Genomic DNA, 25,736 nt, shown 5'->3' on the forward strand with positions numbered 1-25,736 from the left:
ACGCCACAGGTGGTCGTCCACCGCGACAAGGAGCTGATGGCGCGCGCCGCGGCGGCCAGGCTGATCACGAAGGTCGTGGACGCCCAGGCCGCGCGGGGCAGCGCGTCGGTGGTGCTCACCGGCGGACGCAACGGCAACGGCCTGCTGGCCGCGCTCGCCGAGTCCCCGGCCCGCGACGCGGTGGACTGGGCCCACCTGGACCTGTGGTGGGGTGACGAGCGGTTCCTGCCCGACGGCGACCCGGAGCGCAACGTCACCCAGGCCCGGGAGGCGCTGCTCGACAAGGTGCCGCTCGATCCCCGGCGGGTGCACGCGATGGCGCCCTCCGACGGCGGGTTCGGCTCCGACGTGGAGGCGGCGGCGGCCGAGTACGCCGCCGAGCTCGCGGCGGCGGCAGCCGCCGAGGACCACGTGCACGTGCCCGCCTTCGACGTGCTGATGCTGGGGGTGGGCCCGGACACCCACGTGGCCTCGCTGTTCCCCGAGCACCCCGCCACCCGTGAGGCGGTCCGCACGGTGGTGGGCGTCCACGGCTCCCCCAAGCCGCCGCCCACCCGGATCTCGCTCACCTTCCCCGCCATCCGCGCGGCCCGCGAGGTCTGGCTGCTCGCGGCGGGCGAGGACAAGGCGGGAGCGGTGGCCCTGGCGCTGTCGGCGCCCGGTGAGATCCAGGCGCCGGCCTCCGGCGCGTACGGCAGGTCCCGGACCCTGTGGCTGCTCGACCGCGCCGCCGCGGCCAAGCTGCCCGCGCAGCTCTATCCGGCGGCCTCGTCGTAACGGCGCCCCGGCCCGGCGCGCGCCGGCCGGGGCCCTCGCAGGTGTGGGGGCGGGGGACCTGGTCCCCCGCCCCCTTCCTTTTCCGCCGTCTTTCCGCCGTCTTTCCGTTGCGGCCGGGTCAGCGCCCCCGCAGCCGGCGGTACTCCGCGACCAGGGCCCTGGTGGACGGGTCGAGGCCCGGCACGTCGGCGCCATCGGTCAGCGCGGGCTCGACCCGCTTGGCGAGGACCTTGCCGAGCTCGACACCCCACTGGTCGAAGGAGTCGATGTTCCACACCGCGCCCTGGACGAACACCTTGTGCTCGTAGAGGGCGATGAGCTGGCCGAGGACCGACGGGGTCAGCTCGGTGGCGAGGATCGTGGTCGTGGGGTGGTTGCCCCGGAAGGTCCGGTGCGGGACGAGTTCCTCCGCGACGCCTTCGGCCCGCACCTCCTCCGGGGTCTTGCCGAAGGCCAGCGCCTGCGTCTGGGCGAAGAAGTTGGCCATCAGCAGGTCGTGCTGCCCGGCCAGCGGCCCGAGGTCGGCGACGGGCCGGGCGAAGCCGATGAAGTCCGCCGGGATCAGCTTCGTGCCCTGGTGCAGCAACTGGTAGTACGCGTGCTGCCCGTTGGTGCCGGGCGTGCCCCACACCACAGGACCGGTCTGCCAGTCCACCGGCCTGCCGTCGCGGTCCACCGACTTGCCGTTGGACTCCATGTCCAGCTGCTGGAGGTAGGCGGTGAAGCGGCTCAGGTAGTGGCTGTACGGCAGGACGGCGTGCGACTGGGCGTCGTGGAAGTTGCCGTACCAGACGCCCAGCAGGCCGAGCAGCAGCGGTACGTTCCGCTCCGGCGGCGCGGTCCTGAAGTGCTCGTCCACCAGGTGGAATCCGGCGAGCATCTCGCGGAACGCCTCGGCGCCGATCGCCACCATCAGCGACAGGCCGATCGCGGAGTCGTAGGAGTAGCGGCCGCCGACCCAGTCCCAGAACTCGAACATGTTCTGGGTGTCGATGCCGAACTCCGCGACCTTCTCCGCGTTGGTGGACAGCGCCACGAAGTGCGCCGCCACCGCCTCCTCGCCGGCGCCCAGCCGTCCGAGCAGCCAGTTCTTGGCGGCGGTGGCGTTGGTGATGGTCTCGATGGTGGTGAACGTCTTGGACGCGATGATGAACAGCGTCTCGGCGGCGTCCAGGTCCCGTACCGCCTCGTGCAGGTCCGCGCCGTCCACGTTGGACACGAAGCGGACGGTGAGGTCGCGGCGGGTGTAGGCGCGCAGCGCCTCGTAGGCCATCGCCGGGCCGAGGTCGGAGCCGCCGATGCCGACGTTGACGATGTTCTTGATCGGCCGACCGGTGTGGCCGGTCCACTCGCCGGAGCGGATCCGGTCGGCGAACACGGTCATCTTGTAAAGCACCGCGTGGACCGCCTGCACGACGTTGTCCCCGTCGAGCGGGATCGACGCGGACTGCGGGGCGCGCAGCGCGGTGTGCAGCACCGCGCGGTTCTCGGTGACGTTGATCCGCTCACCGTTGAACATCGCGTCCCGCAGGTCGAACACACCGGTGGCCGCCGCCAGTTCGCGCAGCAGCCGCAGTGTCTCGTCGTTGACCAGATGCTTGGAGTAGTCCAGGTGGAGATCGCCGACCTGGAGGGTGTAGCGGCTGCTCCGCTCGGGGTCGCCGTCGAACAGGTCCCGCAGATGCGCGTCCGCCAGTTCCTCGCGGTGCTTGGCGAGCGCGTGCCACTCGGGGCGCTGGTCCAGCCGGCGGGGGGTCTGCGCGTTGGTTTCGGACATCAGTCCACTTCTCCTCGTCCTCGCTGCAGGACCAAACTAATTGATGGCGCGGCAGAACGAGATCCGATGGGCCCCGCCCGCACGCGCGTCGCGGGCGAAGGCACCGGACGGCCGGATCGCCCGAGGTCAGAAGCCGTTGCGGTGCAGCCGGCCGGCGTAGCGCGCCTCCAGTACGGCGTTGCGCTCGTGGCCGCCGGGCAGGTTCGCCGAGACGTAGACGGGCACGTCGGCGCCCTTGGCGATGAGCAGCCCGACCGCCTCGGCGACGACCATCTGCACCAGCAGCGCGGAGGTGATGGTCGAGACCCCGCACAGGGCGCCGCCGCCCGGCAGCGGCAGGATCGCGTCGCCGGCCGGGGCGCAGTTGTCGAGTACGGCGTCGGCGAGGTCGGCCAGGCGCTGCCCGCTGGGGTGCAGGGCGGGCACGGCCCGGGTGTGGGTGAGGGAGGTCAGGGCGATCAGCCGGTGGCCGGCCTCCTTGACGTGCAGCGCCATGTCCACGATGGAGTTGTTGACCCCGGAGTTGGAGACGATCAGGAAGAGGTCCTGCGGGCGCGGGTCGGCCAGCTCGTAGAGCCTGCGGGCCAGCCCAGGCGAGCGTTCCAGCAGCGGGTCGTCCAGGACCGCCCGGTCCGCGCCGCCGCGCAGCACCAGGTCGGTCAGCCCGATCCGGTTGGTGGGGATCAGCCCGCCGGCCCGCCCGACCAGTTCGAGCACGGTCGCCTGCGAGTGCCCGGTGCCGAACCCGTGTACCACCCCGTCGGCCGCCACACAGTCCGCAAGCAGCCGCCCGGCGGCGCTCACCGCGTCCTTGTTGGCCCCGACGGCCCGCTCGACCGCCGCCCGGCCCTCGTCGGCGAACGCCGCCGCGCTGATCTGTCCCTCGCTCATGCCGTGGGTCCCTTCGCGGAATCGTGATCTTCGGTTGACCGAGCCGGATTGCTGTCGCCCCGATGAAACAACGAACCAGCCCTACCGTCAACAGCGGTGCGCCCGCGAGCGGCGGTCCGCGGGCCGGCGGGCACCGGCCGGAGCGCGGGTACGCGGGCCTGTCGGACGGTGCGGAGCCCGGCTCGTGTCGCCGGGCGATCCCGCCGGGCGCGGCCGGTGTTCCCGGTGGCGACGGGCCGACCGCTGACGCGGGAGGTGTCGAAGCCGGTGTCCTGCTACGGCTGCGCGCCGGTGGCGGCGTTCCCGGCGCGGGGAGAAGGACCGTCGGCACGGTGCCGGACGGCCCCGCCCGCCGACGGCCGTGCCGGCGGGCTCATCGCGACCCGCGCGGGAGCGGGCACACGGCCCTGGTCCGGCCCGTCCGGACCGCCGCGGGCAGCGCGCGGGCGCACGGGCGCACGGGCGCACGGGCGCACGGGCGCACGGGCGCACGGGGCAGGCTCGCGGTCGTCAGGGCTCGCGGTCGTCGTGCTACAGGAGGGCGCGGGCCAGGGCCGCGGCGCCGGCCGTGCCGTCGGAGACGGGGAAGACGCGGAGGTCCAGGCCGGCCAGCCGGGCGGTGACGCGGGTCCGCAGCGGGCCGGCCGGGCCGAGCAGGCCGCCGGTGGTGACCAGCGGTTCGCCGGGGCGCGGCCCGAGGGACCGTACCGTCGCGGACAGCAGCCCGGCCGCCCGGTCGAGCAGGGCCAGCGCCACCGCGTCCCCCTCGTCCGCCGCCGCCACGACCGCCGGGCTGAGCATCGCCATCCGCGGCGGCGCCTGCTCGTACACCCGGACCACGAGCCCCTCGGCGAGGTCGTGCCGGGCGTCGAAGCCCCACGCCCGGTCCGGCGGCCCGGCCGCGGCTTGCTCCGGGAAGTAGTGCGCCGCCGCCTTCGCCACCAGCGACGTCCAGGGCCCGCGGCCGTCCAGTGCGGCCAGGACCGCGCGTACCGCGTGGTTGCCGAGCCAGAAGCCGCTGCCCTCGTCGCCGAGCAGCCAGCCGTGGCCGTCGGCGACGGCGGCGCGGCGGCGGGCGGTGATCCGCGCGGCGACCGCGCCGGTGCCGGCGATGAGCACCAGGCCGTCGGCGGGGGCGCCGGGGGCCGCGGCCAGGGCGACCTCGGTGTCGCCGCCGACCTCCGCCCTGGCGTCCGTGATGCCGTTGGCGGCCAGCGCGTCCACCAGGCAGGACAGGGCGAGGCCGTGTCCCAGGTCCGGGCCGAGGCCGGCCGCCGCCCCGGCGAAACCGCCGAAGGCCGCCGCCACCCGGGTCCGTGCCGCCGGCGGCACGGCCGCCCCGATCGCGTCGGTCAGGTGCCGGGTCAGCGCCCGCCGCCCCACGCTCAGCGCGTTGCCGGGCCCGCCGGCGCCGCTGCCGAGCGCCGGGCCGCCCGCCGCCGCTTCCAGCCGGGCCCTGGTACGGGTGCCGCCCGCGTCGATGCCGACCACCAGGGGCCGGCTGTAGATTTCACTCATCGCCCCGCATGGTGGTTGACGGATTCACCCCGGCACAAGCCCGACCCGCGCCACCCGGGCCCGCACCGGCCCGTCCGCACCACCCGATCCGCACCGCACCGAACCCGTACCGCCCCGCACCGGCCCCCCGGTCCGCGGCCCCGCACCGCCCGCTGACGAGACGAGCCGTCATGATCACCGCCCTGATCCGCTCCGCGCTCCCCCGGATGTCCGGCTCCCTGCGCAAGGTCGGCGAGTCGGTGCTGGCCGACCCGGTGGCCGCCACCCACGGCTCGGCCGCCGAGCTGGGCCGCCGTACCGGCACCTCCCAGGCCACCGTCACCCGCTTCTGCCGGGCCCTCGGCCTGGACTCGTACCAGCAGCTGCTGATCGAACTCGCCCAGGAGCAGGGCCGCAGCGAGGCCGCCGAGCCGCCGAGCGCCGCGCTGGGGCCGCGGATCGGCCCGGAGGACGACCTGGAACACGTCATCGGCGTGGTCGCGGAAGCCGATCTGCGGGCCTTGCGGCACACCGCCGAGCTGCTGGACCGTACGGCGCTGGAACAGGCCGCGCGAGCTCTCGCCGGGGCCCGCAGGATCGACGTCTACGGCGTCGGCGGGTCCGGCATCGTCGCGCACGAGACGCAGGCCCGGCTCTTCGGCATCGGCTGCGCCGCCCACGCCTGGACCGAGGTGCACGCCGCGGAGACCTCCGCGGCCCTGCTGACACCCTCCGACGCGGTGGTGGCGGTCTCGCACTCGGGCACCACCCGGGAGGTGCTGGAGCCGCTGCGGCTGGCGGCGGACCGCGGCGCGAGCACCGTCGCGCTCACCGGCGACCCGCGCTCGCCGATAGCCCAGGCCGCCGGCGTCACCCTGACGTCATTCTCCGGCGAGACCAGCTTCCGCCGCGGCAACTTCGGCACCCGGCACTCGGTACTGCTCATCGTCGACTGCCTCTACGCCCGCGTGGCGCAGCTCACCTACGAACGGGCGACGGCGTCGATCGCGTTGACGGCGCACATCGGCGACGCGCACGCGGCGGGCCCGCGCCGGCGGTGACACCGGGCCGGCGGTCTTATCCGGGCCGGACGACCCGGGGCCCGGGCTCCTTGGACACGCAGAACCGCCCCTTGTCCTCCGGGCGGGCGCACCTGCGGGGTGCCCGCCCGGAAAGCAAGGGGCGGAGGGATCGGGCCAGGCCCTAGATCTCGCCCCGGAGCTTGGCCAGCGCCTCGGCGAGGATCGCCTCGCCGTCCGCGGCCGAGCGGCGCTCCCGTACGTAGGCCAGGTGCGTCTTGTACGGCTCGGTGCGCGGCGGTGCCGGCGGGTTCTCCTCGTCCTGCCCGGCCGGGAAGCCGCAGCGGGGGCAGTCCCAGGTCTCCGGGATCTGCGCGTCGCTGGCGAAGCTCGGCTGGGTCTCGTGCCCGTTGGAGCACCAGAAGGAGATGCGCAGCCGCGGCGCGGACTCGCCGCGCTCGGCCTCTCCCATCGGCCCCGCTCCGACCCGACTGCCACGGATCGCGTTGCCACTTGCCACGGTCGTAACTCCCTGCGTGATGGTGCTGCGAGGTTCGCCCTGCATTCGGAGACCGATTCACCCGCGCCTGGCGGGAAAGGGCACGGTATCCCAGGACACGGTTCCATGATAAGTCGCGTCCGCGACGGAGTGTCAGCTGTCCCTGAACGGGCCGGAATCGAACGCCCCGCGTGGTTCGCTCATTTCACGCGTTCGCCGTCGCCGGCGGCCGTGAACGCCCCGCGCCGGCCGCTCACTTCTGGTACTTCATCACCAGGCCGAGCGTGACGATGCAGGCGAACCACAGCAGCGCGATCACCACGGTGATCCGGTCGAGGTTGCGCTCGGCCACCGAGGAGCCGCCGACGGAGGACTGCATGCCGCCGCCGAACATGTCCGACAGGCCGCCGCCCTTCCCCTTGTGCATCAGCACAAGCAGCAAAAGCAGCAGGCTGAAGATGATGAGGGCGATGGAGAACCCGATGACCACGGCTGGACCAACTCTCTCGACTACGTGACGGCACTGGATGACTACGGCACGGGGCCGGACGGTACGGTCGTACCGCCGCGGCCCCGTCAGGGTACTTCACAGTTCCCCGGAGTTCACTGGTCCCGGAATCGCACGATCCTGACGAATTCCTCGGCGTCCAGCGCGGCGCCGCCCACCAGGGCGCCGTCCACGTCCGGCTGCGCCATGATCGCGGCCACGTTCCCGGCCTTGACCGAGCCGCCGTACTGGATCCGTACGCCGTCGGCGAGCGCCTGGTCGTACAGCTCGGCGAGACGGCCGCGGACGGCCCCGCAGACTTCCTGGGCGTCCTCGGGGGTGGCGACCTCGCCGGTGCCGATCGCCCAGACCGGCTCGTAGGCGATGACGATGGTCGCCGCCTGCTCGGCCGGGACGTCCTTGAGGGCGCCGTCCAGCTGGGCGAGGGAGTGCGGGACCTGGCGGCCGGCCTTGCGGACGTCCAGGCCCTCGCCGACGCACAGGATCGGGGTGAGCCCGTGCCTGAAGGCTGCCTTGACCTTGGCGTTGGTCACCTGCTCGTCCTCGCCGTGGTACTGGCGGCGCTCGGAGTGGCCCACGGCGACGTAGGAGCACCTGAGCTTGGCCAGCATCGCGCCGGAGATCTCACCGGTGTAGGCGCCGCTGTCGTGCGCGGACAGGTCCTGGGCGCCGTACCTGATCCTGAGCTTGTCGCCGTCGACCAGGGTCTGCACCGAGCGCAGGTCGGTGTACGGCGGCAGGACGGCGACCTCGACCGCGTCGTAGTCCTTGTCGGTGAGGGCGAAGGCGAGCTTCTGGACCTGGGCGATGGCCTCGAGGTGGTTGAGGTTCATCTTCCAGTTGCCCGCCATCAGCGGGGTGCGGGCGGCCTTCTCGGCTTGCGCGGTCTGTTCGGTCATCTGGTCAGCCCTCCAGGGCGGCGAGGCCGGGCAGCGTCTTGCCCTCCAGGTACTCCAGGCTCGCACCGCCTCCGGTGGAAATATGGCCGAAAGCGTCCTCGTCGAAGCCGAGGATGCGGACGGCCGCGGCCGAGTCGCCGCCGCCGACCACGCTGAAGGCGTCGCTGTCGACCAGTGCCTGGGCGACGGCGCGGGTGCCGTCGGCGAAGTCGGGGTGCTCGAAGACGCCCATCGGGCCGTTCCAGAAGATGGTGGCCGCGTCGGCGAGCTTGGCGGCGAACAGCTTGCGGGACTCCGGGCCGATGTCCAGTCCCAGCACGTCGGCCGGGATGGCGTCCACGGCGGCCGCGACCGGGGAGGCCGGGGCCTTGGTCTTGAGGTCGGGGAACTCGGTGGCGCCGAGCACGTCCACCGGCAGCACGAACTCCACGCCCTTGGCCGCGGCCCGCTCCAGGTACTCGGTGACGACCGGGATCTGGTCCTCCTGGAGCAGGCTCCTGCCGACCTCGTGGCCCTGGGCCTTGAGGAAGGTGAAGACCATGCCGCCGCCGACCAGGATGCGGTCGGCCTTGTCCAGCAGGTGGTCGATGACGCCGAGCTTGTCGGAGACCTTGGAGCCGCCGAGCACCACCGCGTAGGGGCGGGCGACGTCCTCGGTGAGCTTCTTGAGCACGTCGACCTCGGTGGCGATCAGGCCGCCGGCCGCGTGCGGCAGCCGGGCCGGAAGGTCGAAGACGGAGGCGTGCTTGCGGTGCACCGCGCCGAATCCGTCGCCGACGTAAGTGTCGGCGAGGGCGGCGAGGGCGTCGGCGAAGGCGCCGCGTTCGGCGTCGTCCTTGGCGGTCTCGCCGGCGTTGAAGCGCAGGTTCTCCAGCAGCGCGACCTGGCCGTCGGCCAGTGCCGCGACGGTGGCGCGGGCGCTGTCGCCGACGGTGTCGGCGGCGAAGGCGACATCGGCGCCGAGCAGTTCGCCGAGCCGGGCGGCCACCGGTGCGAGGGAGAACGCGGGGTCGGGCTCGCCCTTGGGGCGGCCCAGGTGCGAGGCGACGATCACCTTGGCACCGGCGGCGGCGAGCCGGGTGATGGTCGGTACGGCGGCCCGGATCCGGCCGTCGTCGGTGATGGTCTCGCCGTCGAGCGGGACGTTGAGGTCGGCGCGGACGAACACCCGCTTGCCCGCGACCTGCCCCTCGTCGATGAGGTCGTCGATCGTCTTCATCTGTGGGGTCTCCTGTGAGTACGGGTCTGGAAGGCGGCCACGCGAACAGGGCCCGGCCGGCGCGTCGCCGCGCTCGTCCGGACCCTGTCGCTCACATCGCTGTGCGGTGGCTGATGCGGTGGTTACGCGTTCAGAGCTGGCCGCCGACGAAGACCGTGAGGTCCACCAGGCGGTTGGAGTAGCCCCACTCGTTGTCGTACCAGCCGATGACCTTGGCGGTCTTGCCCTGGACCATGGTCAGGGACGAGTCGAACGTGCAGGACGCCGGCCAGTTGACGATGTCCGAGGAGACGATCGGGTCCTCGGTGTACTCCAGCAGGCCCTTGAGCTGACCCTGGGACGCCTTCAGGAACGCGGCGTTGACCTCGTCCTTGGTGACCTCGCGCTCCAGGTCGACCACCAGGTCGGTGACGGAGCCGGTGGGCACGGGCACGCGCATGGCCAGGCCGTCCAGCTTGCCGCGCAGCTCCGGGATGACCAGCGCGGTGGCCTTGGCGGCACCCGTGGTGGTCGGGATGATGTTCTCCGCGGCGGCGCGGGCGCGGCGCAGGTCCTTGTGCGGGAAGTCCAGGATGCGCTGGTCGTTGGTGTACGCGTGGACCGTCGTCATCAGGCCCTTGACGATGCCGAAGTTCTCCAGCAGCACCTTCGCCATCGGCGCCACGCAGTTCGTGGTGCAGGAGGCGTTGGAGATGATGTGGTGGCTGGCGGACTCGTACTTGTCCTGGTTGACGCCCATCACGATCGTGATGTCCTCGTCGGTGGCCGGCGCCGAGATGATGACCTTCTTGGCACCGCCCGCGATGTGCTTGCCGGCGTCCGCGGCCTTGGTGAAGATGCCGGTGGACTCGATCACGATGTCGACGCCCAGCTCGCCCCACTTGATGGCGGCGGGGTCGCGCTCGGCGAGCACCTTGATGGACTTGCCGTCCACGGTGATGGTGTCGGCGGTGCTGGTCACCTCGGCCTTGAGGCGGCCCAGGATGGTGTCGTACTTCAGCAGGTGCGCTGTGGTCGCGGTGTCACCCAGGTCGTTGACAGCCACGATCTCGATGTCCGCGCCCTGCTCCAGGGCGGCGCGGAAGAAGTTACGACCGATGCGGCCAAAGCCGTTGATGCCTACCCGGATCGTCACGAACCGATCTCCTCGCTCATTCGCCGGAGTCCCTCTCCGGCTGCGAAATATGGGATGTCCCCGACCACTGATGAGCCTACCCGGCCCGGCTCCCGGTGGTGACATCGGCAGGCCATCTCACCCGGCGGGGGGGGACGCCCCCGCCGGGGTGCGGCGCACCGGCCGGGCCCCCACCTGCGCCCGGTCGCCGCCGGGCACCGGGTCAGCCCACCATCTCGTCGGTGAGGTTCGCCTCCGTGCCCGGCATACCCATGTCGGACGCGCGCTTGTCGGCCATCGCCAGCAGCCGGCGGATCCGCCCGGCCACCGCGTCCTTCGTGAGCGGCGGCTCGGCCAGCGAGCCCAGCTCCTCCAGCGACGCCTGCTTGTGGTCCATCCGCAGCCGGCCGGCGGCGGCCAGGTGTTCCGGCACCTCCTCGCCGAGGATCTCCAGCGCGCGCTGCACCCGGGCGCCGGCCGCGACCGCGGCCCGCGCCGAGCGGCGCAGGTTGGCGTCGTCGAAGTTGGCCAGCCGGTTGGCGGTCGCCCGCACCTCGCGCCGCATCCGGCGCTCCTCCCAGGCCAGCACCGAGTCGTGCGCGCCGAGCCGGGTCAGCAGCGCGCCGATCGCGTCGCCGTCGCGGACCACCACCCGGTCCACGTTGCGGACCTCGCGGGCCTTGGCCGGGATCTGCAGTCGGCGGGCGGCGCCGACCAGGGCGAGCGCGGCCTCCGGGCCGGGGCAGGTCACCTCCAGCGAGGAGGAGCGGCCCGGTTCGGTCAGCGAGCCGTGCGCCAGGAACGCGCCCCGCCAGGCCGCCTCCGCGTCGCAGGTCGCGCCGGAGACCACCTGCGGGGGCAGGCCGCGGATCGGCCGGCCGCGGCCGTCGACCAGGCCGGTCTGCCGGGCCAGCTGGTCACCGCCCGCCACCACCCGCACCACGTACCGGCTGCCGCGGCGCAGCCCGCCGGGCGCCATCACCACCAGGTCCGAGGTGTGACCGAAGATCTCCAGGATGTCCTTGCGCAACCGCCGGGCGGCGATCCCGGTGTCCAGCTCCGCCTCGATCACGATCCGACCGCTCACCAGGTGCAAGCCGCCCGCGAACCGCAGGATCGACGAGACCTCCGCCTTGCGGCAGCAGGTCCGGGTGACGGGGAGCCGGGAGATCTCGTCCTTCACCGCTGCCGTCATCGCCATGGGCCGATCCTTCCACGCATACGAAAAATCCGGTCATACGCGGCGGCCAACAACTCCGGGTCGTGCCGCGGCCCGTCGGGGGCGGCGACCGGGGCCAGCTCAACCGTACCCCCCAATCGCTCCGCCGCCTCGGCGAGGCTGGCGCGATCAGGTACGGCGGCCTCGTCGGCGAGAACCACGTCGATGGTGAGTTTAGGGGCGTGTCGTCCCAAAACCTCCAAGTGACGCTGCGGAGAAAATCCCTCGGTCTCCCCCGGCTGCGGCGCGAGGTTGAGGGTGAGCACCCGGCGGGCCCTGGTGGTCATCAGCGCGTCGGCCAACTCCGGTACCAGCAGGTGCGGGATGACCGAGGAGAACCACGAACCGGGGCCCAGCACCACCCAGTCCGCGTCCAGCACCGCCTTCACCGCCTCGGGGACGGCCGGCGGGTCGGCGGGCAGCACCTGGACCTCCAGCACCTCGCCGGGGGTGAGCGCGACGGTGGCCTGGCCGCGGACGGTGGAGATCTCGTCCGGGCGGGCCGGGTCGTGGCCGCGGACGATGGCGTGCAGGTCGAGCGGGACCGCGGACATCGGCAGCACCCTGCCGTGCGCGCCGAGGAGCCGGCCGACCCACTCCAGCGCGGCCACCTCGTCGTTGAGCTGCTCCCACAGGGCGACGATCAGCAGATTGCCGACCGCGTGGCCGTGCAGGTCGCCGCCGCTGACGAAGCGGTGCTGGACCACCTTGGCCCAGGTCCGGCCCCATTCGTCGTCGCCACACAGCGCGGCGAGCGCCTTGCGCAGGTCGCCGGGCGGCAGCACGCCCATCTCGGTGCGCAGCCGGCCGCTGGAGCCCCCGTCGTCGGCGACGGTGACCACCGCGGTCAGGTCGCCGGTGATCCGGCGCAGCGCGGCCAGGGAGGCGGCCAGTCCGTGGCCGCCTCCCAGCGCGACCACTTTGGGCGGCACCCCGGAACGGCGGGCCGTCCCCCGGCGCCGCCGACCCGTCATGATCACTCGCGCCCCATGTCCCTGTGCACTGTCACCGTCTCCACTCCGTCCGCCGCCAGCCGCGCCGCCAGCCGTTCCGACATCGCCACGCTGCGGTGCTTGCCGCCCGTACAGCCGACGGCGATCGTCACATAGCGCTTGCCCTCGCGCCGGTAGCCCGCCGCGATGATGTGCAGCAGCTCGGCGTACCGGTCCAGGAACTCCTTGGCGCCGGGCTGGTTGAACACGTACTGGGACACCTCGTCGTTGAGGCCGGTGAAGGGCCGCAGCTCCGGCACCCAGTGCGGGTTGGGCAGGAAGCGGCAGTCCACCACCAGGTCGGCGTCGACCGGCAGCCCGTACTTGTATCCGAACGACATGACGGTCGCCCGTAGTTCCGGTTCCTCGTCGCCGGCGAACCGCGCGTCGAGTTTGGCGCGAAGTTCATGCACGTTGAGGCTGGAGGTGTCGATCACCAGGTCGGCGTCGCCGCGCAGTTCGCGCAGCAGGTCGCGTTCGGCGGCGATGCCGTCCACGATCCGGCCGGGGCCCTGGAGCGGGTGCGGGCGGCGGACCGACTCGAAGCGGCGGACCAGGGCGTCGTCGGATGCTTCGAGGAAGATCACCCGGCGCCTGACGCCGCGGGCGGCGAGGTCGGACAGCGACTCACGGAGGTTGTCGAAGAACTGCCGGCCGCGGACGTCCACCACGACCGCGATACGCGCCACGTTGCCCTGGGAGCGGGCGCCGAGGTCGACCATGGTGGGGATCAGCGCGGGCGGCAGGTTGTCGACCACGAACCAGCCGAGGTCCTCCAGGCACTTGGCCGCGGTGCTGCGGCCGGCCCCGGACATGCCGGAGATGATCACCAGTTCCGGGATGGCCTCCGCGGCCTCGCCCGCCGCGCCGCCGGCCGTGTCCGCGCTGCCCTGCGCGCCGTGCCGCTCGTCGTGCCGCTCACCGTGCCGCGCGCCGTGTCGCTCGTCGTGCCGCTCACCGTGCTTGTCGTGCGGATGCTCGTCCTGCTCGCTCATGTGCTCTTCCCCCGATGGTCGGACGGGACCGGCGCCGGCGGGGCCGGTGTCCCAGCGTCTTCTTCGATGATCTCCCCGGTCGCGGTGTTCACCGCGGGTGCGGCCGGGGCCGCGGCTGCCAGGGCGGCGGCGACCGTCTCCGCCGTGCGGCGGCCGATCCCCGGGACCTCGCAGATCTCCTCGACGGTCGCCGAGCGCAGCCGCTTCAGCGAGCCGAAGTGCTTGAGCAGGGCCTGCCTGCGCGTCTCCCCGAGGCCGGGCACGGTGTCGAGCACCCCGGCCTTCATCGACTTGGAGCGCTTGGTGCGCTGGTAGTTGATGGCGAACCGGTGGGCCTCGTCGCGGACCCGCTGCAGGAGATACAGACCTTCACTCGTACGGGGCAGGATCACCGGGTCGTCCTCGCCCGGCAGCCACACCTCTTCCAGCCGCTTGGCCAGCCCGCAGACCGCGACATCGGCTATCCCCAGCTCGGCCAGTGCCCGGCGGGCGGCGGCGACCTGCGGCTGCCCGCCGTCGACGACGACCAGCTGCGGGGGGTAGGCGAACCTGCGGGGGCGGCCGGTGTCCGGGTCGACCGGACCGCCGGCCGCCTCGCCGGTCCCGCCGGTCCCGGGGATCGCGCCGGGGCTGCCGAGGCCGCCGGCCCCGTCGGGGCCGTTCACACCGTTGACGCCGTCCTGCTCCTGCCACTCACTGGTGCGCTGCTTCTCCTGGAGGTAGCGGCGGAAGCGGCGGGAGATCACCTCGTGCATCGACCGCACGTCGTCCTGGCCGGCGAACGACTTGATCTGGAAGCGGCGGTACTCGCTCTTGCGGGCCAGGCCGTCCTCGAAGACCACCATGGACGCCACCACGTCCTCGCCCTGGAGGTGGCTGATGTCGTAGCACTCGATACGCAGCGGCGCGCTGTCCAGGTCCAGGGCGGCGGCGATCTCCTCCAGCGCCCGGGACCGGGTGGTCAGGTCGGAGGCGCGCCTGGTCTTGTGCAGGGCCAGCGCCTGGGAGGCGTTGCGCTGCACGGTGGCCATCAGGTCCTTCTTGTCGCCGCGCCGCGGCACCCGCAGGCTGACCTGGGAGCCGCGCCGGTCGCTCAGCCAGTCGGTGAGCGGGGCGGCCGGCTCGGGCAGCACCGCAACCAGCACTTCCTTCGGTACGCCGCCGCTGCCGCCGGACTGCTCGGCGTCGCCGCTCTCGTCCCCGTAGAGCTGCTGGACGGCGTGCTCGACCAGCCCCGCGGTGTCGACGGCCTCGACCTTGTCGGTGACCCAGCCGCGCTGGCCGCGCACCCGGCCGCCGCGGACGTGGAAGATCTGCACGGCGGCTTCGAGTTCGTCCTCGGCGACGGCGATCAGGTCGGCGTCGGTGGCGTCGGCGAGCACGACCGCGTTCTTCTCCATGGCGCGGCGCAGCGCCTCCAGGTCGTCGCGCAGCCGGGCCGCCTGCTCGTACTCCATGGCGGTCGCCGCGTCCTTCATCCGCTGCTCCAGCCGGCGCAGATAGGTGCCGGCGTGGCCCGCCATGAAGTCACAGAACTCCTCGGCGAGTTCGCGGTGCTCATCGGGGCTGACCCGGCCGACACAGGGCGCCGAGCACTTGCCGATGTAGCCGAGCAGGCAGGGGCGGCCGATCTGCGCGGAGCGCTTGAACACCCCGGCGGAGCAGGTGCGGACCGGGAAGACCCGCAGCAGCAGGTCGACGGTCTCGCGGATCGCCCACGCATGCGCGTACGGGCCGAAGTAGCGCACGCCCTTGCGCTTGGGGCCGCGCATCACCTGGACCCGGGGGAACTCCTCGTGCATGGTGACGGCCAGCGACGGATAGCTCTTGTCGTCGCGGTACTTGACGTTGAACCGCGGATCGTACTCCTTGATCCAGGAGTACTCCAGCTGGAGCGCCTCGACCTCGGTGGAGACCACCGTCCACTCCACGGAGGCGGCCGTGGTGACCATGGTGGCCGTGCGCTGGTGCAGATTGGTGATGTCCTGGAAGTACGAGGACAGGCGCTGCCGCAGGCTCTTCGCCTTGCCGACGTAGATCACCCGGCGGTGCTCGTCCCGGAACCTGTAGACCCCGGGAGAGTCGGGGATCTGGCCCGGCTTTGGTCGGTAGCTGCTGGGGTCTGCCATGGTTCCCACCCTACTGGCGGCGTGTGACAGGGAAGCGGCCCCACGGCGGCGGCGCCGTGTGACAGGGAAGCGGCCCCACGGCGGCGGCGCCGTCCGCGACCCGCGCCGCCGGTTCCTGCCGCCGCCCGCTCCCGCCCGGCTCCGGGCCGGCCGGGGCCGCCGGTTCAGGCGGCGGGGCCCGCGGTGAGCGTGCCGCCGGTCTCCTTGACGGCGACGGCGGGCAGCGGCCTGGTGGCCGGGCCCTGGACGACAGCGCCGGTCAGCGCGTCGAACCGGCTGCCGTGGCACGGGCAGGAGACCGTGGTGCCGTCCACGGAGTCCACTACGCAGCCCTGGTGGGTGCAGACCGCGCTGAACGCCTTGAAGGTGCCCTGCGCCGGCTGGGAGACCACGACCTTGTCGTCCCGGTAGAGCTTGGCCCCGCCGACCGGGACGTCGGTGGCGGCGCCCAGCTCCACCGGTCCGGCGGGCCTGTCCGCCGAGCCGCCCGCGCCGCCGCACGCGGTCAGTCCCACCCCGGCCGCTCCGACCGCTCCGGCCAGCACGGCGCCCCTCAGCACGGCGCGGCGGCTCGCCGGGACGCCCGCGACCACGGCCGGGGGCGCGGCGGGACCCGTGGCCGGGGGCACGGCCGGAACCGTGCTCGGGGCGGCGGCCGATACGGCGGGCGGTTCGGTGGGCGGTTCGGTGGGCGGTTCGGTGGGCATGGGCGCTCCAGCGGTACGGGCGGTACGAGTGCGGCGTGCGACCCGTACCTTACGTCCCGAGGCTGTCGGCCCCCTTCGCACCCCGCCGCCTTCGCATCCCGGGCTCCCGCGTCCCGCCCCCGGCGGCAGTGCCCCCGGCGGGGGGATCGCCCCGGCGGCGTCCCGGGGGTCCGGAGTGGCCCTCGGGCCGCTCGGGACGGCCCCCGGACCAGGCGCGGCGGCCAGCCCGGGACGGCCCGCCCCAGGCCAGGCACGGCGGCCGACCCGCTTCGACGGCTCCCCCGGACCGGGCGCGGCGGCCGACCCGCTCGGGACGCCTCTCCCGGCCAGGGGTTGCGGGCGGCCCGGCTCGGGAGGACGGCTGCCCCCGGGCCGGGCCCCGCCACCGCCGGGTGCCTACGCCTTGCTGCCGACCGCGCGCTTGCGGGGCGCGGCCTTCTTCGCGGCGGCGGCCCGCTTCCTCGGCGCCGGGACCGCCGCGGCGTCGCTGACCGCGTCCGGGTCGAGGATGTCCCGCAGGAACTTGCCGGTGTGGCTGGCCGGGACCCCGGCGATCTGCTCCGGGGTGCCTTCGGCGACCACCAGACCGCCGCCGTTGCCGCCCTCGGGGCCCATGTCGATCACCCAGTCCGCGGTCTTGATGACGTCCAGGTTGTGCTCGATGACGATCACCGAGTTGCCCTTGTCGACCAGCCCGGACAGCACCTTGATCAGCTTGCTGATGTCCTCGAAGTGCAGACCGGTGGTCGGCTCGTCCAGGACGTAGACGGTCCGGCCGGTGGACCGCTTCTGCAGCTCGGACGCGAGCTTGACACGCTGCGCCTCGCCACCGGACAGCGTCGGGGCCGACTGCCCGAGCCGGACGTACCCGAGGCCGACCTCGTGCAGGGTGCGCAGGTGACGGGCGATGTTCGGCACCGCCTCGAAGAAGTCCAGCGCCTCCTCGATCGGCATGTCCAGCACCTCGGCGATGGACTTGCCCTTGTAGTGCACCTCCAGGGTCTCCCGGTTGTACCGGGCGCCGTGGCACACCTCGCACGGGACGTAGACGTCCGGCAGGAAGTTCATCTCGATCTTGATGGTGCCGTCGCCCGCGCAGTTCTCGCAGCGGCCGCCCTTGACGTTGAAGGAGAAGCGGCCCGGCAGGTAGCCACGGACCTTGGCCTCCGTCGTCTCCGCGAACAGCTTGCGGACGTTGTCGAAGACACCGGTGTACGTGGCCGGGTTGGACCGCGGGGTGCGGCCGATCGGCGACTGGTCGACGTGTACCACCTTGTCTACCAGGTCGTCGCCGTCCACCCGGGTGTGCCGGCCGGGCACGCTGCGGGCGCCGTTCAGCTCGCGGGCCAGGTGGGTGTACAGGATGTCGTTGACCAGGGTGGACTTGCCGGATCCGGACACGCCGGTGACGGCGGTGAGCACACCCAGCGGGAAGGACACGTCGACGTCCCGCAGGTTGTGCTCGCGGGCGCCGTGCACGGTCAGCTGCCGCTCCCGGTCGATGGGCCGCCGCGCCGCGGGGGTGGGGATGGAGCGCTTGCCGGACAGGTACTGACCGGTCAGCGACTCGTCGTTGGCCAGCAGCTCTTCGAGTGAGCCGGAGTGCACCACGTTGCCGCCGTGCTCACCGGCGCCGGGGCCGATGTCCACCACCCAGTCGGCGGTCTTGATGGTGTCCTCGTCGTGCTCGACCACGATCAGGGTGTTGCCGAGGTCGCGCAGCCGTACCAGGGTCTCGATCAGCCGGTGGTTGTCGCGCTGGTGCAGGCCGATGGACGGTTCGTCCAGGACGTAGAGCACGCCGACCAGGCCGGAGCCGATCTGGGTGGCGAGCCGGATCCGCTGGGCCTCGCCGCCGGACAGGGTGCCGGCCGCGCGGTTCAGCGAGAGGTAGTCCAGGCCGACGTCGACCAGGAACCTCAGCCGCTCGTTGACCTCCTTGAGTACCCGTTCGGCAATCGTCCTGTCCCGGTCGTTCAGCTTCATCGCGCCGAGGAACTCGGCGCAGTCGCTGATCGACATCGCCGAGATGTCGGCGATCGACCGGTCCTGCACGGTGACGGCCAGCACGATCGGCTTGAGCCTGCTGCCCTTGCAGGTCGGGCAGGGCACCTCCCGCATGTACCCCTCGAAGCGCTCCCGGCTGGAGTCGCTCTCGGAGTCCTGGTGGCGGCGCTTGACGAACGGGATGGCGCCCTCGAACTGCGCGTTGTAGGCCCGCTCACGCCCGTACCGGGTCTTGTAGGCGATCCGGACCTGCGACTTGTGGCCGTGGAGCAGCGCCTTCCTGGCCCGGGCGGGCAGCCCGGCGAACGGGATGTCGGTACGGAAGCCCAGCTCGGCGGCAAGTCCCTGGACCAGCCGGTCGAAGTAGCTCTTGGTCATGCCGCCGGTCCAGGGCGCGATGGCGCCCTCCTCCAGCGTCTTTTCCTCGTCCGGGACGATCAGCTCCGGGTCGACCTCCATCCGGGAGCCGATGCCGGTGCAGTCCGGGCAGGCGCCGAAGGGCGAGTTGAAGGAGAAGGAGCGCGGCTCCAGCTCCTCGAAGGACAGGTCGTCGTACGGGCAGTAGAGGTGCTCGGAGAACATCCGCTCGCGCTGCGGGTGGTCCTCCGGCAGGTCGACGAAGTCCAGGACGACCATGCCGCCGGACAGGCCGAGCGCGGTCTCCACCGAGTCGGTCAGGCGGCGCTTGGCGGAGTCCTTGACGGTGAGGCGGTCGACGACCACCTCGATGGTGTGCTTCTCCTGCTTCTTGAGCTTGGGCGGGTCGGTGAGCTGGACGGTGACGCCGTCCACCCGGGCCCGGCTGTAGCCCTTGGTCTGGAGATCGCCGAACAGGTCGACGAACTCGCCCTTGCGCTCGCGCGCCAACGGGGCGAGCACCTGGAAACGGCTGCCCTCCTCCAGCTCCAGCACCCGGTCCACGATGGCCTGCGGGGACTGCCGGGCGATGGGCCGCCCGCACTCCGGGCAGTGCGGCTTGCCGATGCGGGCGAAGAGCAGCCGCAGGTAGTCGTAGACCTCGGTGATGGTGCCGACGGTGGAGCGCGGGTTGCGCGAGGTGGACTTCTGGTCGATCGAGACGGCCGGCGAGAGGCCCTCGATGAAGTCGACGTCCGGCTTGTCCATCTGGCCCAGGAACTGCCGGGCGTACGAGGACAGTGACTCCACGTAGCGGCGCTGGCCCTCGGCGAAGATCGTGTCGAAGGCCAGCGAGGACTTGCCGGACCCGGACAGGCCGGTGAAGACGATGAGCGAGTCCCTGGGCAGATCCAGCGAGACGTTCCGCAGATTGTGCTCGCGAGCGCCACGGACGGTGAGTCGATCGGCCACGCCAGTGCGCACCTTTCATAGGAGGGGGGATTGGTCGGCACCCCCCAGTCAGCCTAAACGGGGCGGGCACGGCATTTCTTCCACTGTGCTCGTCGGTGGTGCCGGTCGGTCCTGCGTCGTTCTCGGGCAGTGCCTCCGGGCGGCGACAGCCGCACCGACACCGCCGAGCGTATAGCACGCACATTCGATTGAAGGGCCGGTACCGCCGTCTTCACCCGATCGTGTGGCCGGGGGCGGCGCTCGACAGGCCCTAGGCTGGCGCCATGGCGTACACGGGAGAGGTCACGGTCGGCGGCACGCCCGACGTGCACGAGCTGAAGGACCTGATCATCACCAAGGTGGCGGTCGGTCCCATGAACAACAACGCGTACGTGCTGCGCTGCCGGTCCACCGACGAGCAGCTGCTGATCGACGCGGCGGCCGAGCCGGACGTGCTGCTGGAGGTCATCGGCGCGGACGGTGTCGGCGCGGTCGTCACCACCCATCGGCACGGCGACCACTGGCAGGCCCTGGCCGGCGTGGTGGCCGCGACCGGCGCGCGCACCTACGCCGGACGCGCGGACGCCCCCGGCATCCCCGTCCCCACCGACGTCCTGGTCGACGACGGCGGCACCGTCACGCTGGGCGAGGTCACCCTCACCGCCCGGCACCTGGTCGGCCACACCCCGGGCAGCATCGCGCTGGTCTACGACGACCCGCACGGCCACCCGCACGTCTTCACCGGCGACTGCCTCTTCCCGGGCGGCGTGGGCAACACCCACGACGACCCGGTGGCCTTCGCCACGCTCCTCGACGGTGTCACCGCCAAGCTCTTCGACGTCCTGCCCGACGAGACCTGGGTCTATCCCGGCCACGGCGACGACACCACGCTGGGCGCGGAGCGCCCGCACCTGGCGGAGTGGCGCGAGCGCGGCTGGTGAGCGGCCGGGGCCTGTCGGCAGGATCCCCGCGGGTGAGGCGTGCGGCCGCGGGGCGGAGGAGGGAGGCGACGCGGTGCGCCGCCGAGCGACGGGAACCTGGCGGACGCGTGTGCCGGACCCCGCGACACCGCGGACATCCCGACGACGGGCCTCAGGGCCTGCGGACGGGGTGCGGCGGAGCATGGTTCGAGCCTATGCCCACCCTCTGACAACGCGGCCGGGTCGGGTGGACCGGCCCCGGCCGCCTCGTCGGAGGGCCCCCGGCGGTGGTCAGCCCTCGCCGCGCATCCGCATGCCGACCTCACCCTGGTCGGTCTCCCACCAGGGGCGGGTCATCCCGGGCTCCAGGGGGACGTCGGCGGCGCGAACGGCCTGAGGGGCGCCGACCGCCGGGGCCGCCGGGCCCGGGGCAGCGGCGGCCGGCCGGGCAGCGGCGGCAGCGGCGGCCTCCCGGTCCAGCCTGGCGTCCAGCACCGCCGTCCGCTCCCGCTCGGCCCGCCACCACTCCAGGAAGACCAGCAGCAGGAACGGCAGCGCGACCAGCTCCGCGAGGGTGATCATCAGGCCGCCGCCGAGCTTCTGGTCGTACGGCACGGAGGGCCCCCAGCTGCGGGGATGGGCGGTGTACCAGCGGCCGGCGACCGTGGTGCCGCTGGTCATCACCACGATGCCGGGCACCGAGTCGAAGAGGCCGTCGAAGAACACCAGGGCGGCACGTACCGGATGGCTGCACCAGCTCGGCAGCAGCTCCTGCCGGCTGAGCACGGGCAGGACGAACAGACACCCGGTGAGCAGCAGCTGGAGGTGCATCAGCTGCCGCACCGGCGAATTGCCGAGCGCGGTGGCGAAGTACGGCGTGAAATAGATCGTCAGCTCGGAGACCAGCACCAGCACCGAGCTGACCAGCGGATACGTCAGCGCGCGAGCGGCCTGTGAGCCGAAGACGCGGCGGAGCCGGCCGGTCGGCGAGGCGAGCGCGAGCGGGTCGCCGAGGGCCAGGCCGAGCGGCGCGAACAGGTCGAGCAGGATGTTCTGTACGGCGGCCGGCCAGAACAGCACCCGGTTGTAGACCGCGAGCGCGGACATCGTGGCGACGACCATGGTGCCCAGGCCGAGCACGAAGAAGGCGGCGGTACGCCACAGCGGCCAGCCCTGCCCGGAGCGCAGCCGGCGGCGCACCCCGTACGCGTAGGCCGCCCCGAGCAGCAGGACGGCCGCGAGCGCGAAGCCGTCGAGCTGCCAGGAGTCGAAGAACCGGGGTCCGGTCAGCTCGGGGAGAGCCTGAATGCCCGCCACATCGGCGCCTTTCCACGTGAACCGCGCTCCCCCGCCGTGCGGCGGGGGGACCCCCATCGGGGCCACGCTAGCCCCTGGCGGGGGCCGTCCACGTGCGGGTCAGGCGTTGACCCGCGGCTTCTCGGACTCCTCGGCGGCCACGGCCTGCTTGCGGGAGGCCGTCAGGCTGGTCACCGTCGTCACCCCGAGTACCAGCACGATCACCCCGAGGGAGACCGGGGTGGAGATCTCCGGGACGTGCGCCCCGGCCTCGTGCAGCGCGTGCAGCACCAGTTTCACGCCGATGAACCCGAGGATCACCGACAGCCCGTACGACAGGTGGACCAGCTTCTTCAGCAGCCCGCCGATCAGGAAGTACAGCTGCCGCAGCCCCATCAGCGCGAAGGCGTTGGCGGTGAACACGATGTACGGGTCCTGGGTGAGGCCGAAGATCGCCGGGATCGAGTCGAGCGCGAACAGCACGTCGGTGGTGCCGATGGCGAGCATCACCACCAGCATCGGCGTCATCAGCCGCCTGCCGTTCTCGGTGACGAACAGCCGGGTGTCGTGGTAGCGGTCGGTGGACGGGATCCGCTTCTCGACCGCTTTGAGCAGCCGGTTCTCCTCGAACTCCGACTCCTCCTCATCCGCGCGGGCTTCCTTGATCAGCTTCCACGCGGTCCAGATCAGGAAGGCGCCGAAGATGAAGAACACCCAGGAGAAGCTGGCGATGATGGTGGCGCCGGCCGCGATGAACACCGTCCGCAGCACCAGCGCGATCAGCACGCCGACCAGCAGCACCCGCTGCTGGTACTGCGAGGGCACCGCGAACTTCGCCATGATCAGTACGAAGACGAAGAGGTTGTCGACGCTGAGTGATTTCTCGGTGATGTATCCGGCGAAGAACTCCCCGGCCGGCTGGCCGCCGCTGAAGAGCAGCAGTCCGAGGCCGAAGAGCCCGGCGAGCGCGACCCACACGACCGTCCAGATGCCGGCCTCCCGCACGGACACGTCGTGCGGGTTGCGGCCGACGAGGAAGTCGGTGGCGATCAGGGCACACAGTCCTGCGATGGTGAGCGCCCAGAGGGTGAGGGAAACGTCCACTGATCCTCCGGTGATTCGTCGGTCCTTGAAAGGTACATGAATCACCAAGGAAGAGTAAAATTAGTCCCAAATGTACAAGGCAAAGCTTTCTTATGGTAAAAGGTCGGTCGGATTGCGCCAGCCAGCCGAAAGGGGCGAGCGGCCGGGGCGCGGGCTCGCGGCTGTCGGGTGGATCTGCGCGGGTCGGGGAGCGGGGTCCGGTGCGTGCGCGTGCGCGGCCGAGGAGGGAGGCGGCGCGGTGTGCCGCCGACCGGCGGGAACGCGGCAGGCGTGCGGGCCGGGGCCGCCGACGCCGCGGAAATCCACCCGAAAGATCCCTAGGTCAAGCGGGCGGCCGCCAGGCGGCGCAGGACCTGGGTGAGCACCTGGCTGCCCGGTGGTACGAGGGCCGGCTCGTAGGTCCACGCGTGTCCGACCCAGGGGTCGGCGAGGTGGTCGCTGGGCAGCGGGGTGAGCCGCAGCAGTGAGCGCCACAGCGGGTCGAGCACCGGCCCGTACTGCTCGGCGTCCGCCCGGTCGGCGACCAGCAGCAGGTGCACGCCGGCGGCGGGACCCTCGTCGGCGAGATAGCGCAGCTGGGTGACGGCGCGGTCGTCGAAGCCGTACGGGAACTCGTTGACGACCAGCAGCTGCCCGGCGGTGTCGAAACCGGGCGGCAGCGCGTCGGCCGCACCGCCGCGCATCGCCATCTGCAGCAGGTCGACACGCTCGGTCAGCCGGGCCAGCACCTCGCTCACCCCGGCGGCACCGGCCGCCGGCGCGGGCTCCGCGGCGCCGCTGCCGTACAGCGGCGCGAAGGCCGCGGTGGCCGAGCCGGCCGGGTCCAGGGTGTCCACGGTGAAGCGGCCGGCCGGGTGCGAGGCCAGCAGCCGGGCGGCGATGGCGACCGCGGTCTCCATGGCCGCCCGGTGGTCCTCGGCGCTGTCGACCCACAGACCGCGGTCCAGCGGCAGCCGGGCCAGCAGCGGAATTCGCAGTTCGGGCGCCTCGGGCAGGGTGAGGCTGCCCAGCCGTACGGCCATCGGCGGCTCGGCGGGCACCCGGTAGGCGTGCCACACCGGGTTCTCCCAGCCGGCGAAGGCCGTCGGCAGCGCGGGTTCGACCACCTCGGCCTCGGCGGTGAGCTGGGCGAGGTCCCGCTCCAGCACCGCCCTGGCCTGGTCGACCAGCGCGACCTGCTTGAACTGCGCCTCGTCCCTGGCGGCCTCGGCGGCGGGCCCGCCGCGGGCGGCCGGGTCGGCGAGCAGCCGGTCCAGCTCCTGTTCGTAGCGGGACTGGGCGAAGTCCGCGGCGCTGCGGTAGGCGGCGACGCTACGGGTCAGGTCCTCGAACATCCCCCAGACCTGGTTGTGCAGCCGCTCCTCCATCGTCCAGCCGGCGGCGTCGCCGGCCACCGGGACCGGCGGGGCGCCGCCCTCTCCCGGGCCGGGCACGGGCGGGGCGGGCGGTTCGTACTCCGGCACCGGGGGGACCTGCCCGGGGCGGGCCGGGTACGGCGGCGCCTGGGGCGGAACGGCCTGGGCCGACCCGGCCCGGCCGGACCCGGGCTGCGGCGGCCCGGCGGCAGCGGCGGTACGGCGCCGCGGGTGGCGGTAGTCGATGCCCGTGGCGGTGTCCTCGGCGGCGGACGCGGCGGCGGGGGAATCAGCCGGCACGGTCGGGGCGGTCGGGGCGGTCGGGGCGGTCGGGGCGGTCGGGGCGGTCGGGGCGGTCGGGGCGGTCGGGGCGGTCGGGGCGGTCGGGGCGGTCGGGGCGGTCGGGGCGGTCGGGGCGGTCGGGGCGGTCGGGGCGGTCGGGGCGGTCGGGGCGGTCGGGGCGGTCGGGGCGGTCGGGGCGGTCGGGGCGGTCGGGGCGGTCGGGGCGGTCGGGGCGGTCGGGGCGGTCGGGGCGGTCGGGGCGGTCGGGGCGGTCGGGGCGGTCGGGGCGGTCGGGGCGGTCGGGGCGGTCGGGGCGGTCGGGGCGGTCGGGGCGGTCGGGGCGGTCGGGGCGGTCGGGGCGGTCGGGGCGGTCGGGGCGGTCGGGGCGGTCGGGGCGGTCGGGGCGGTCGGGGCGGTCGGGGCGGTCGGGGCGGTCGGGGCGGTCGGGGCGGTCGGGGCGGTCGGGGCGGTCGGGGCGGTCGGGGCGGTCGGGGCGGCGGGCTGCTCGGGGACGGCGGTCGCGGGCGCTGCCTGCGCCGCGGTCGCGGGCGCCGCGCTCGGGCCGGGCAGCGCGACCGAACGGGACTGCTCCCGCTCGACCGCCGCGTAGATCTCCCCGGCGACCGCGGCCGGCTCCGGCACCCCCTGGTCGAGCAGCAGCGCCGACAGCCCGCCGGCGTAGCCCTGGCCGACCGCGCGGACCTTCCAGCCGCCCTCCCGCCGGTACAGCTCCACCGCCAGCAGGGCCGTCTCGGCGCCGAGCCCGGTGATGGTGAAGCCGGCCGCCGGGGTGCCGTCGGGCGTGGTGACGGACAGGTGCGGGGCGGGGGCGGCGCCGAAGTCGGCGGGCGCCCCCTGGCGTCTGCCGGGCAGCGCCAGCAGGACGTGCACCCGGCACACCGGCTCCGGCATGGCCCCCAGGTCCAGCGCCAGCCGGTGGTCGGCGGCGGCCTGCCGGGGCACCTCGACACCGGGCAGGGTGGGCGTGCCGGGATGGGCGAGCCACCCGGCGTCGCCGACGACCCGGCCCTGCTCGTCCCCGAGGGTGACCGCGGCCACCACCGGGGTGCCCGCCGATACCCGGATCTCCAGCCGGCTGCCGGGCAGCGGGTGGTTCTGCCCGCGGACCAGTTCGGCAGTCATGTCCACCGCCCCCGTTCCCGTTGTTCGTGTTCTCTTGTCCCGGCCGGGGCGTCCGTTCCGACCGGTCGTCTGCTCCGGC

Annotated in this window: 20 protein-coding genes; 3 read left to right on the forward strand and 17 right to left on the reverse strand. The window is 73.2% G+C overall.

The genetic code is table 11. The features are described 5' to 3' along the window. The first annotated feature begins 36 nt into the window (after positions 1-36). Positions 37-777, forward strand: a complete 741-nt coding sequence (pgl, locus tag RLT57_RS05435) for a 6-phosphogluconolactonase (protein WP_311300585.1) — start codon at positions 37-39, stop codon at positions 775-777. Positions 778-895: 118 nt separating this feature from the next. On the opposite strand, the gene pgi is transcribed toward pgl, so the two are convergent. The 3 genes from pgi to RLT57_RS05450 all read right to left on the reverse strand — a co-directional run bounded on the left by pgi (position 896) and on the right by RLT57_RS05450 (position 4,963). Beyond that, on the reverse strand, positions 896-2,554 hold the full coding sequence (gene pgi, locus RLT57_RS05440) for a glucose-6-phosphate isomerase (RefSeq protein WP_311296222.1): 1,659 nt from the start codon (positions 2,552-2,554) through the stop codon (positions 896-898). A gap of 126 nt (positions 2,555-2,680) precedes the next feature. Then, positions 2,681-3,445 carry an SIS domain-containing protein gene (locus tag RLT57_RS05445; protein WP_311296223.1) on the reverse strand — a complete coding sequence of 255 codons (765 nt, stop codon included), beginning with the start codon at positions 3,443-3,445 and terminating at the stop codon, positions 2,681-2,683. A gap of 531 nt (positions 3,446-3,976) precedes the next feature. Then, positions 3,977-4,963: an N-acetylglucosamine kinase gene (locus RLT57_RS05450; protein WP_311296224.1), complete on the reverse strand. Its 987-nt coding sequence runs from the start codon at positions 4,961-4,963 to the stop codon at positions 3,977-3,979. Positions 4,964-5,133: 170 nt separating this feature from the next. Here RLT57_RS05450 and RLT57_RS05455 point away from each other — a divergent pair, with 170 nt between their 5' ends. Beyond that, entirely contained in the window at positions 5,134-6,003 is an 870-nt protein-coding gene (locus RLT57_RS05455; protein ID WP_311296225.1) for a MurR/RpiR family transcriptional regulator, read from the forward strand. A gap of 142 nt (positions 6,004-6,145) precedes the next feature. Here RLT57_RS05455 and RLT57_RS05460 read toward each other — a convergent pair whose 3' ends face one another. From RLT57_RS05460 to uvrA, 11 genes are all read right to left on the reverse strand, one after another. Beyond that, entirely contained in the window at positions 6,146-6,481 is a 336-nt protein-coding gene (locus tag RLT57_RS05460; RefSeq protein ID WP_073497103.1) for an RNA polymerase-binding protein RbpA, read from the reverse strand. A gap of 232 nt (positions 6,482-6,713) precedes the next feature. Beyond that, positions 6,714-6,950, reverse strand: coding sequence for a preprotein translocase subunit SecG (gene secG, locus RLT57_RS05465; RefSeq protein ID WP_311296226.1), 237 nt, complete (start codon positions 6,948-6,950; stop codon positions 6,714-6,716). Between the two features lie 113 nt (positions 6,951-7,063). Next, positions 7,064-7,867 carry a triose-phosphate isomerase gene (gene tpiA / locus RLT57_RS05470; RefSeq protein WP_311296227.1) on the reverse strand — a complete coding sequence of 268 codons (804 nt, stop codon included), beginning with the start codon at positions 7,865-7,867 and terminating at the stop codon, positions 7,064-7,066. 4 nt (positions 7,868-7,871) lie between these two features. Then, the gene (locus tag RLT57_RS05475; RefSeq protein WP_311296228.1) at positions 7,872-9,086 is read right to left on the reverse strand and encodes a phosphoglycerate kinase; all 1,215 of its coding nucleotides are present in this window, start codon (positions 9,084-9,086) and stop codon (positions 7,872-7,874) included. A gap of 130 nt (positions 9,087-9,216) precedes the next feature. After that, entirely contained in the window at positions 9,217-10,221 is a 1,005-nt protein-coding gene (gap, locus tag RLT57_RS05480) for a type I glyceraldehyde-3-phosphate dehydrogenase (RefSeq protein WP_311296229.1), read from the reverse strand. A 202-nt stretch (positions 10,222-10,423) separates the two neighbouring features. Then, on the reverse strand, positions 10,424-11,401 hold the full coding sequence (whiA, locus tag RLT57_RS05485; RefSeq protein ID WP_311296230.1) for a DNA-binding protein WhiA: 978 nt from the start codon (positions 11,399-11,401) through the stop codon (positions 10,424-10,426). Continuing rightward, complete coding sequence (locus tag RLT57_RS05490; RefSeq protein ID WP_399129765.1) at positions 11,392-12,393, reverse strand: gluconeogenesis factor YvcK family protein; 1,002 nt, start codon at positions 12,391-12,393, stop codon at positions 11,392-11,394. Before RLT57_RS05490 ends, whiA begins: the two co-directional genes overlap by 10 nt. 2 nt (positions 12,394-12,395) lie before the next feature. Then, entirely contained in the window at positions 12,396-13,406 is a 1,011-nt protein-coding gene (gene rapZ, locus RLT57_RS05495; RefSeq protein ID WP_311296232.1) for an RNase adapter RapZ, read from the reverse strand. Beyond that, positions 13,403-15,535, reverse strand: coding sequence for an excinuclease ABC subunit UvrC (gene uvrC, locus RLT57_RS05500; RefSeq protein WP_311296233.1), 2,133 nt, complete (start codon positions 15,533-15,535; stop codon positions 13,403-13,405). The genes rapZ and uvrC overlap by 4 nt, the downstream gene beginning before the upstream one ends. A 164-nt stretch (positions 15,536-15,699) precedes the next feature. Further along, positions 15,700-16,128: a Rieske (2Fe-2S) protein gene (locus RLT57_RS05505; protein WP_311300586.1), complete on the reverse strand. Its 429-nt coding sequence runs from the start codon at positions 16,126-16,128 to the stop codon at positions 15,700-15,702. A 510-nt stretch (positions 16,129-16,638) separates the two neighbouring features. Then, positions 16,639-19,578, reverse strand: a complete 2,940-nt coding sequence (gene uvrA / locus RLT57_RS05510; protein ID WP_311296234.1) for an excinuclease ABC subunit UvrA — start codon at positions 19,576-19,578, stop codon at positions 16,639-16,641. Positions 19,579-19,841: 263 nt separating this feature from the next. Here uvrA and RLT57_RS05515 point away from each other — a divergent pair, with 263 nt between their 5' ends. Continuing rightward, the gene (locus RLT57_RS05515; protein ID WP_311296235.1) at positions 19,842-20,498 is read left to right on the forward strand and encodes an MBL fold metallo-hydrolase; all 657 of its coding nucleotides are present in this window, start codon (positions 19,842-19,844) and stop codon (positions 20,496-20,498) included. Positions 20,499-20,768: 270 nt separating this feature from the next. Here RLT57_RS05515 and RLT57_RS05520 read toward each other — a convergent pair whose 3' ends face one another. The 3 genes from RLT57_RS05520 to RLT57_RS05530 all read right to left on the reverse strand — a co-directional run bounded on the left by RLT57_RS05520 (position 20,769) and on the right by RLT57_RS05530 (position 25,657). After that, entirely contained in the window at positions 20,769-21,785 is a 1,017-nt protein-coding gene (locus RLT57_RS05520; protein WP_311300587.1) for a cytochrome c oxidase assembly protein, read from the reverse strand. A gap of 108 nt (positions 21,786-21,893) precedes the next feature. Continuing rightward, a complete protein-coding gene (locus RLT57_RS05525) occupies positions 21,894-22,877 on the reverse strand; it encodes a TerC family protein (protein ID WP_311296236.1) in 984 nt (327 codons plus the stop codon). Positions 22,878-23,194: 317 nt separating this feature from the next. Beyond that, positions 23,195-25,657 (reverse strand): TerD family protein, encoded by a 2,463-nt coding sequence (locus tag RLT57_RS05530; RefSeq protein ID WP_399129768.1) that lies wholly within the window; start codon positions 25,655-25,657, stop codon positions 23,195-23,197. Between the last annotated feature and the right edge of the window lie 79 nt (positions 25,658-25,736).

This window comes from Streptomyces sp. ITFR-21 (assembly GCF_031844685.1).
In the GTDB taxonomy this organism is placed as follows: Bacteria; Actinomycetota; Actinomycetes; order Streptomycetales; family Streptomycetaceae; genus Actinacidiphila.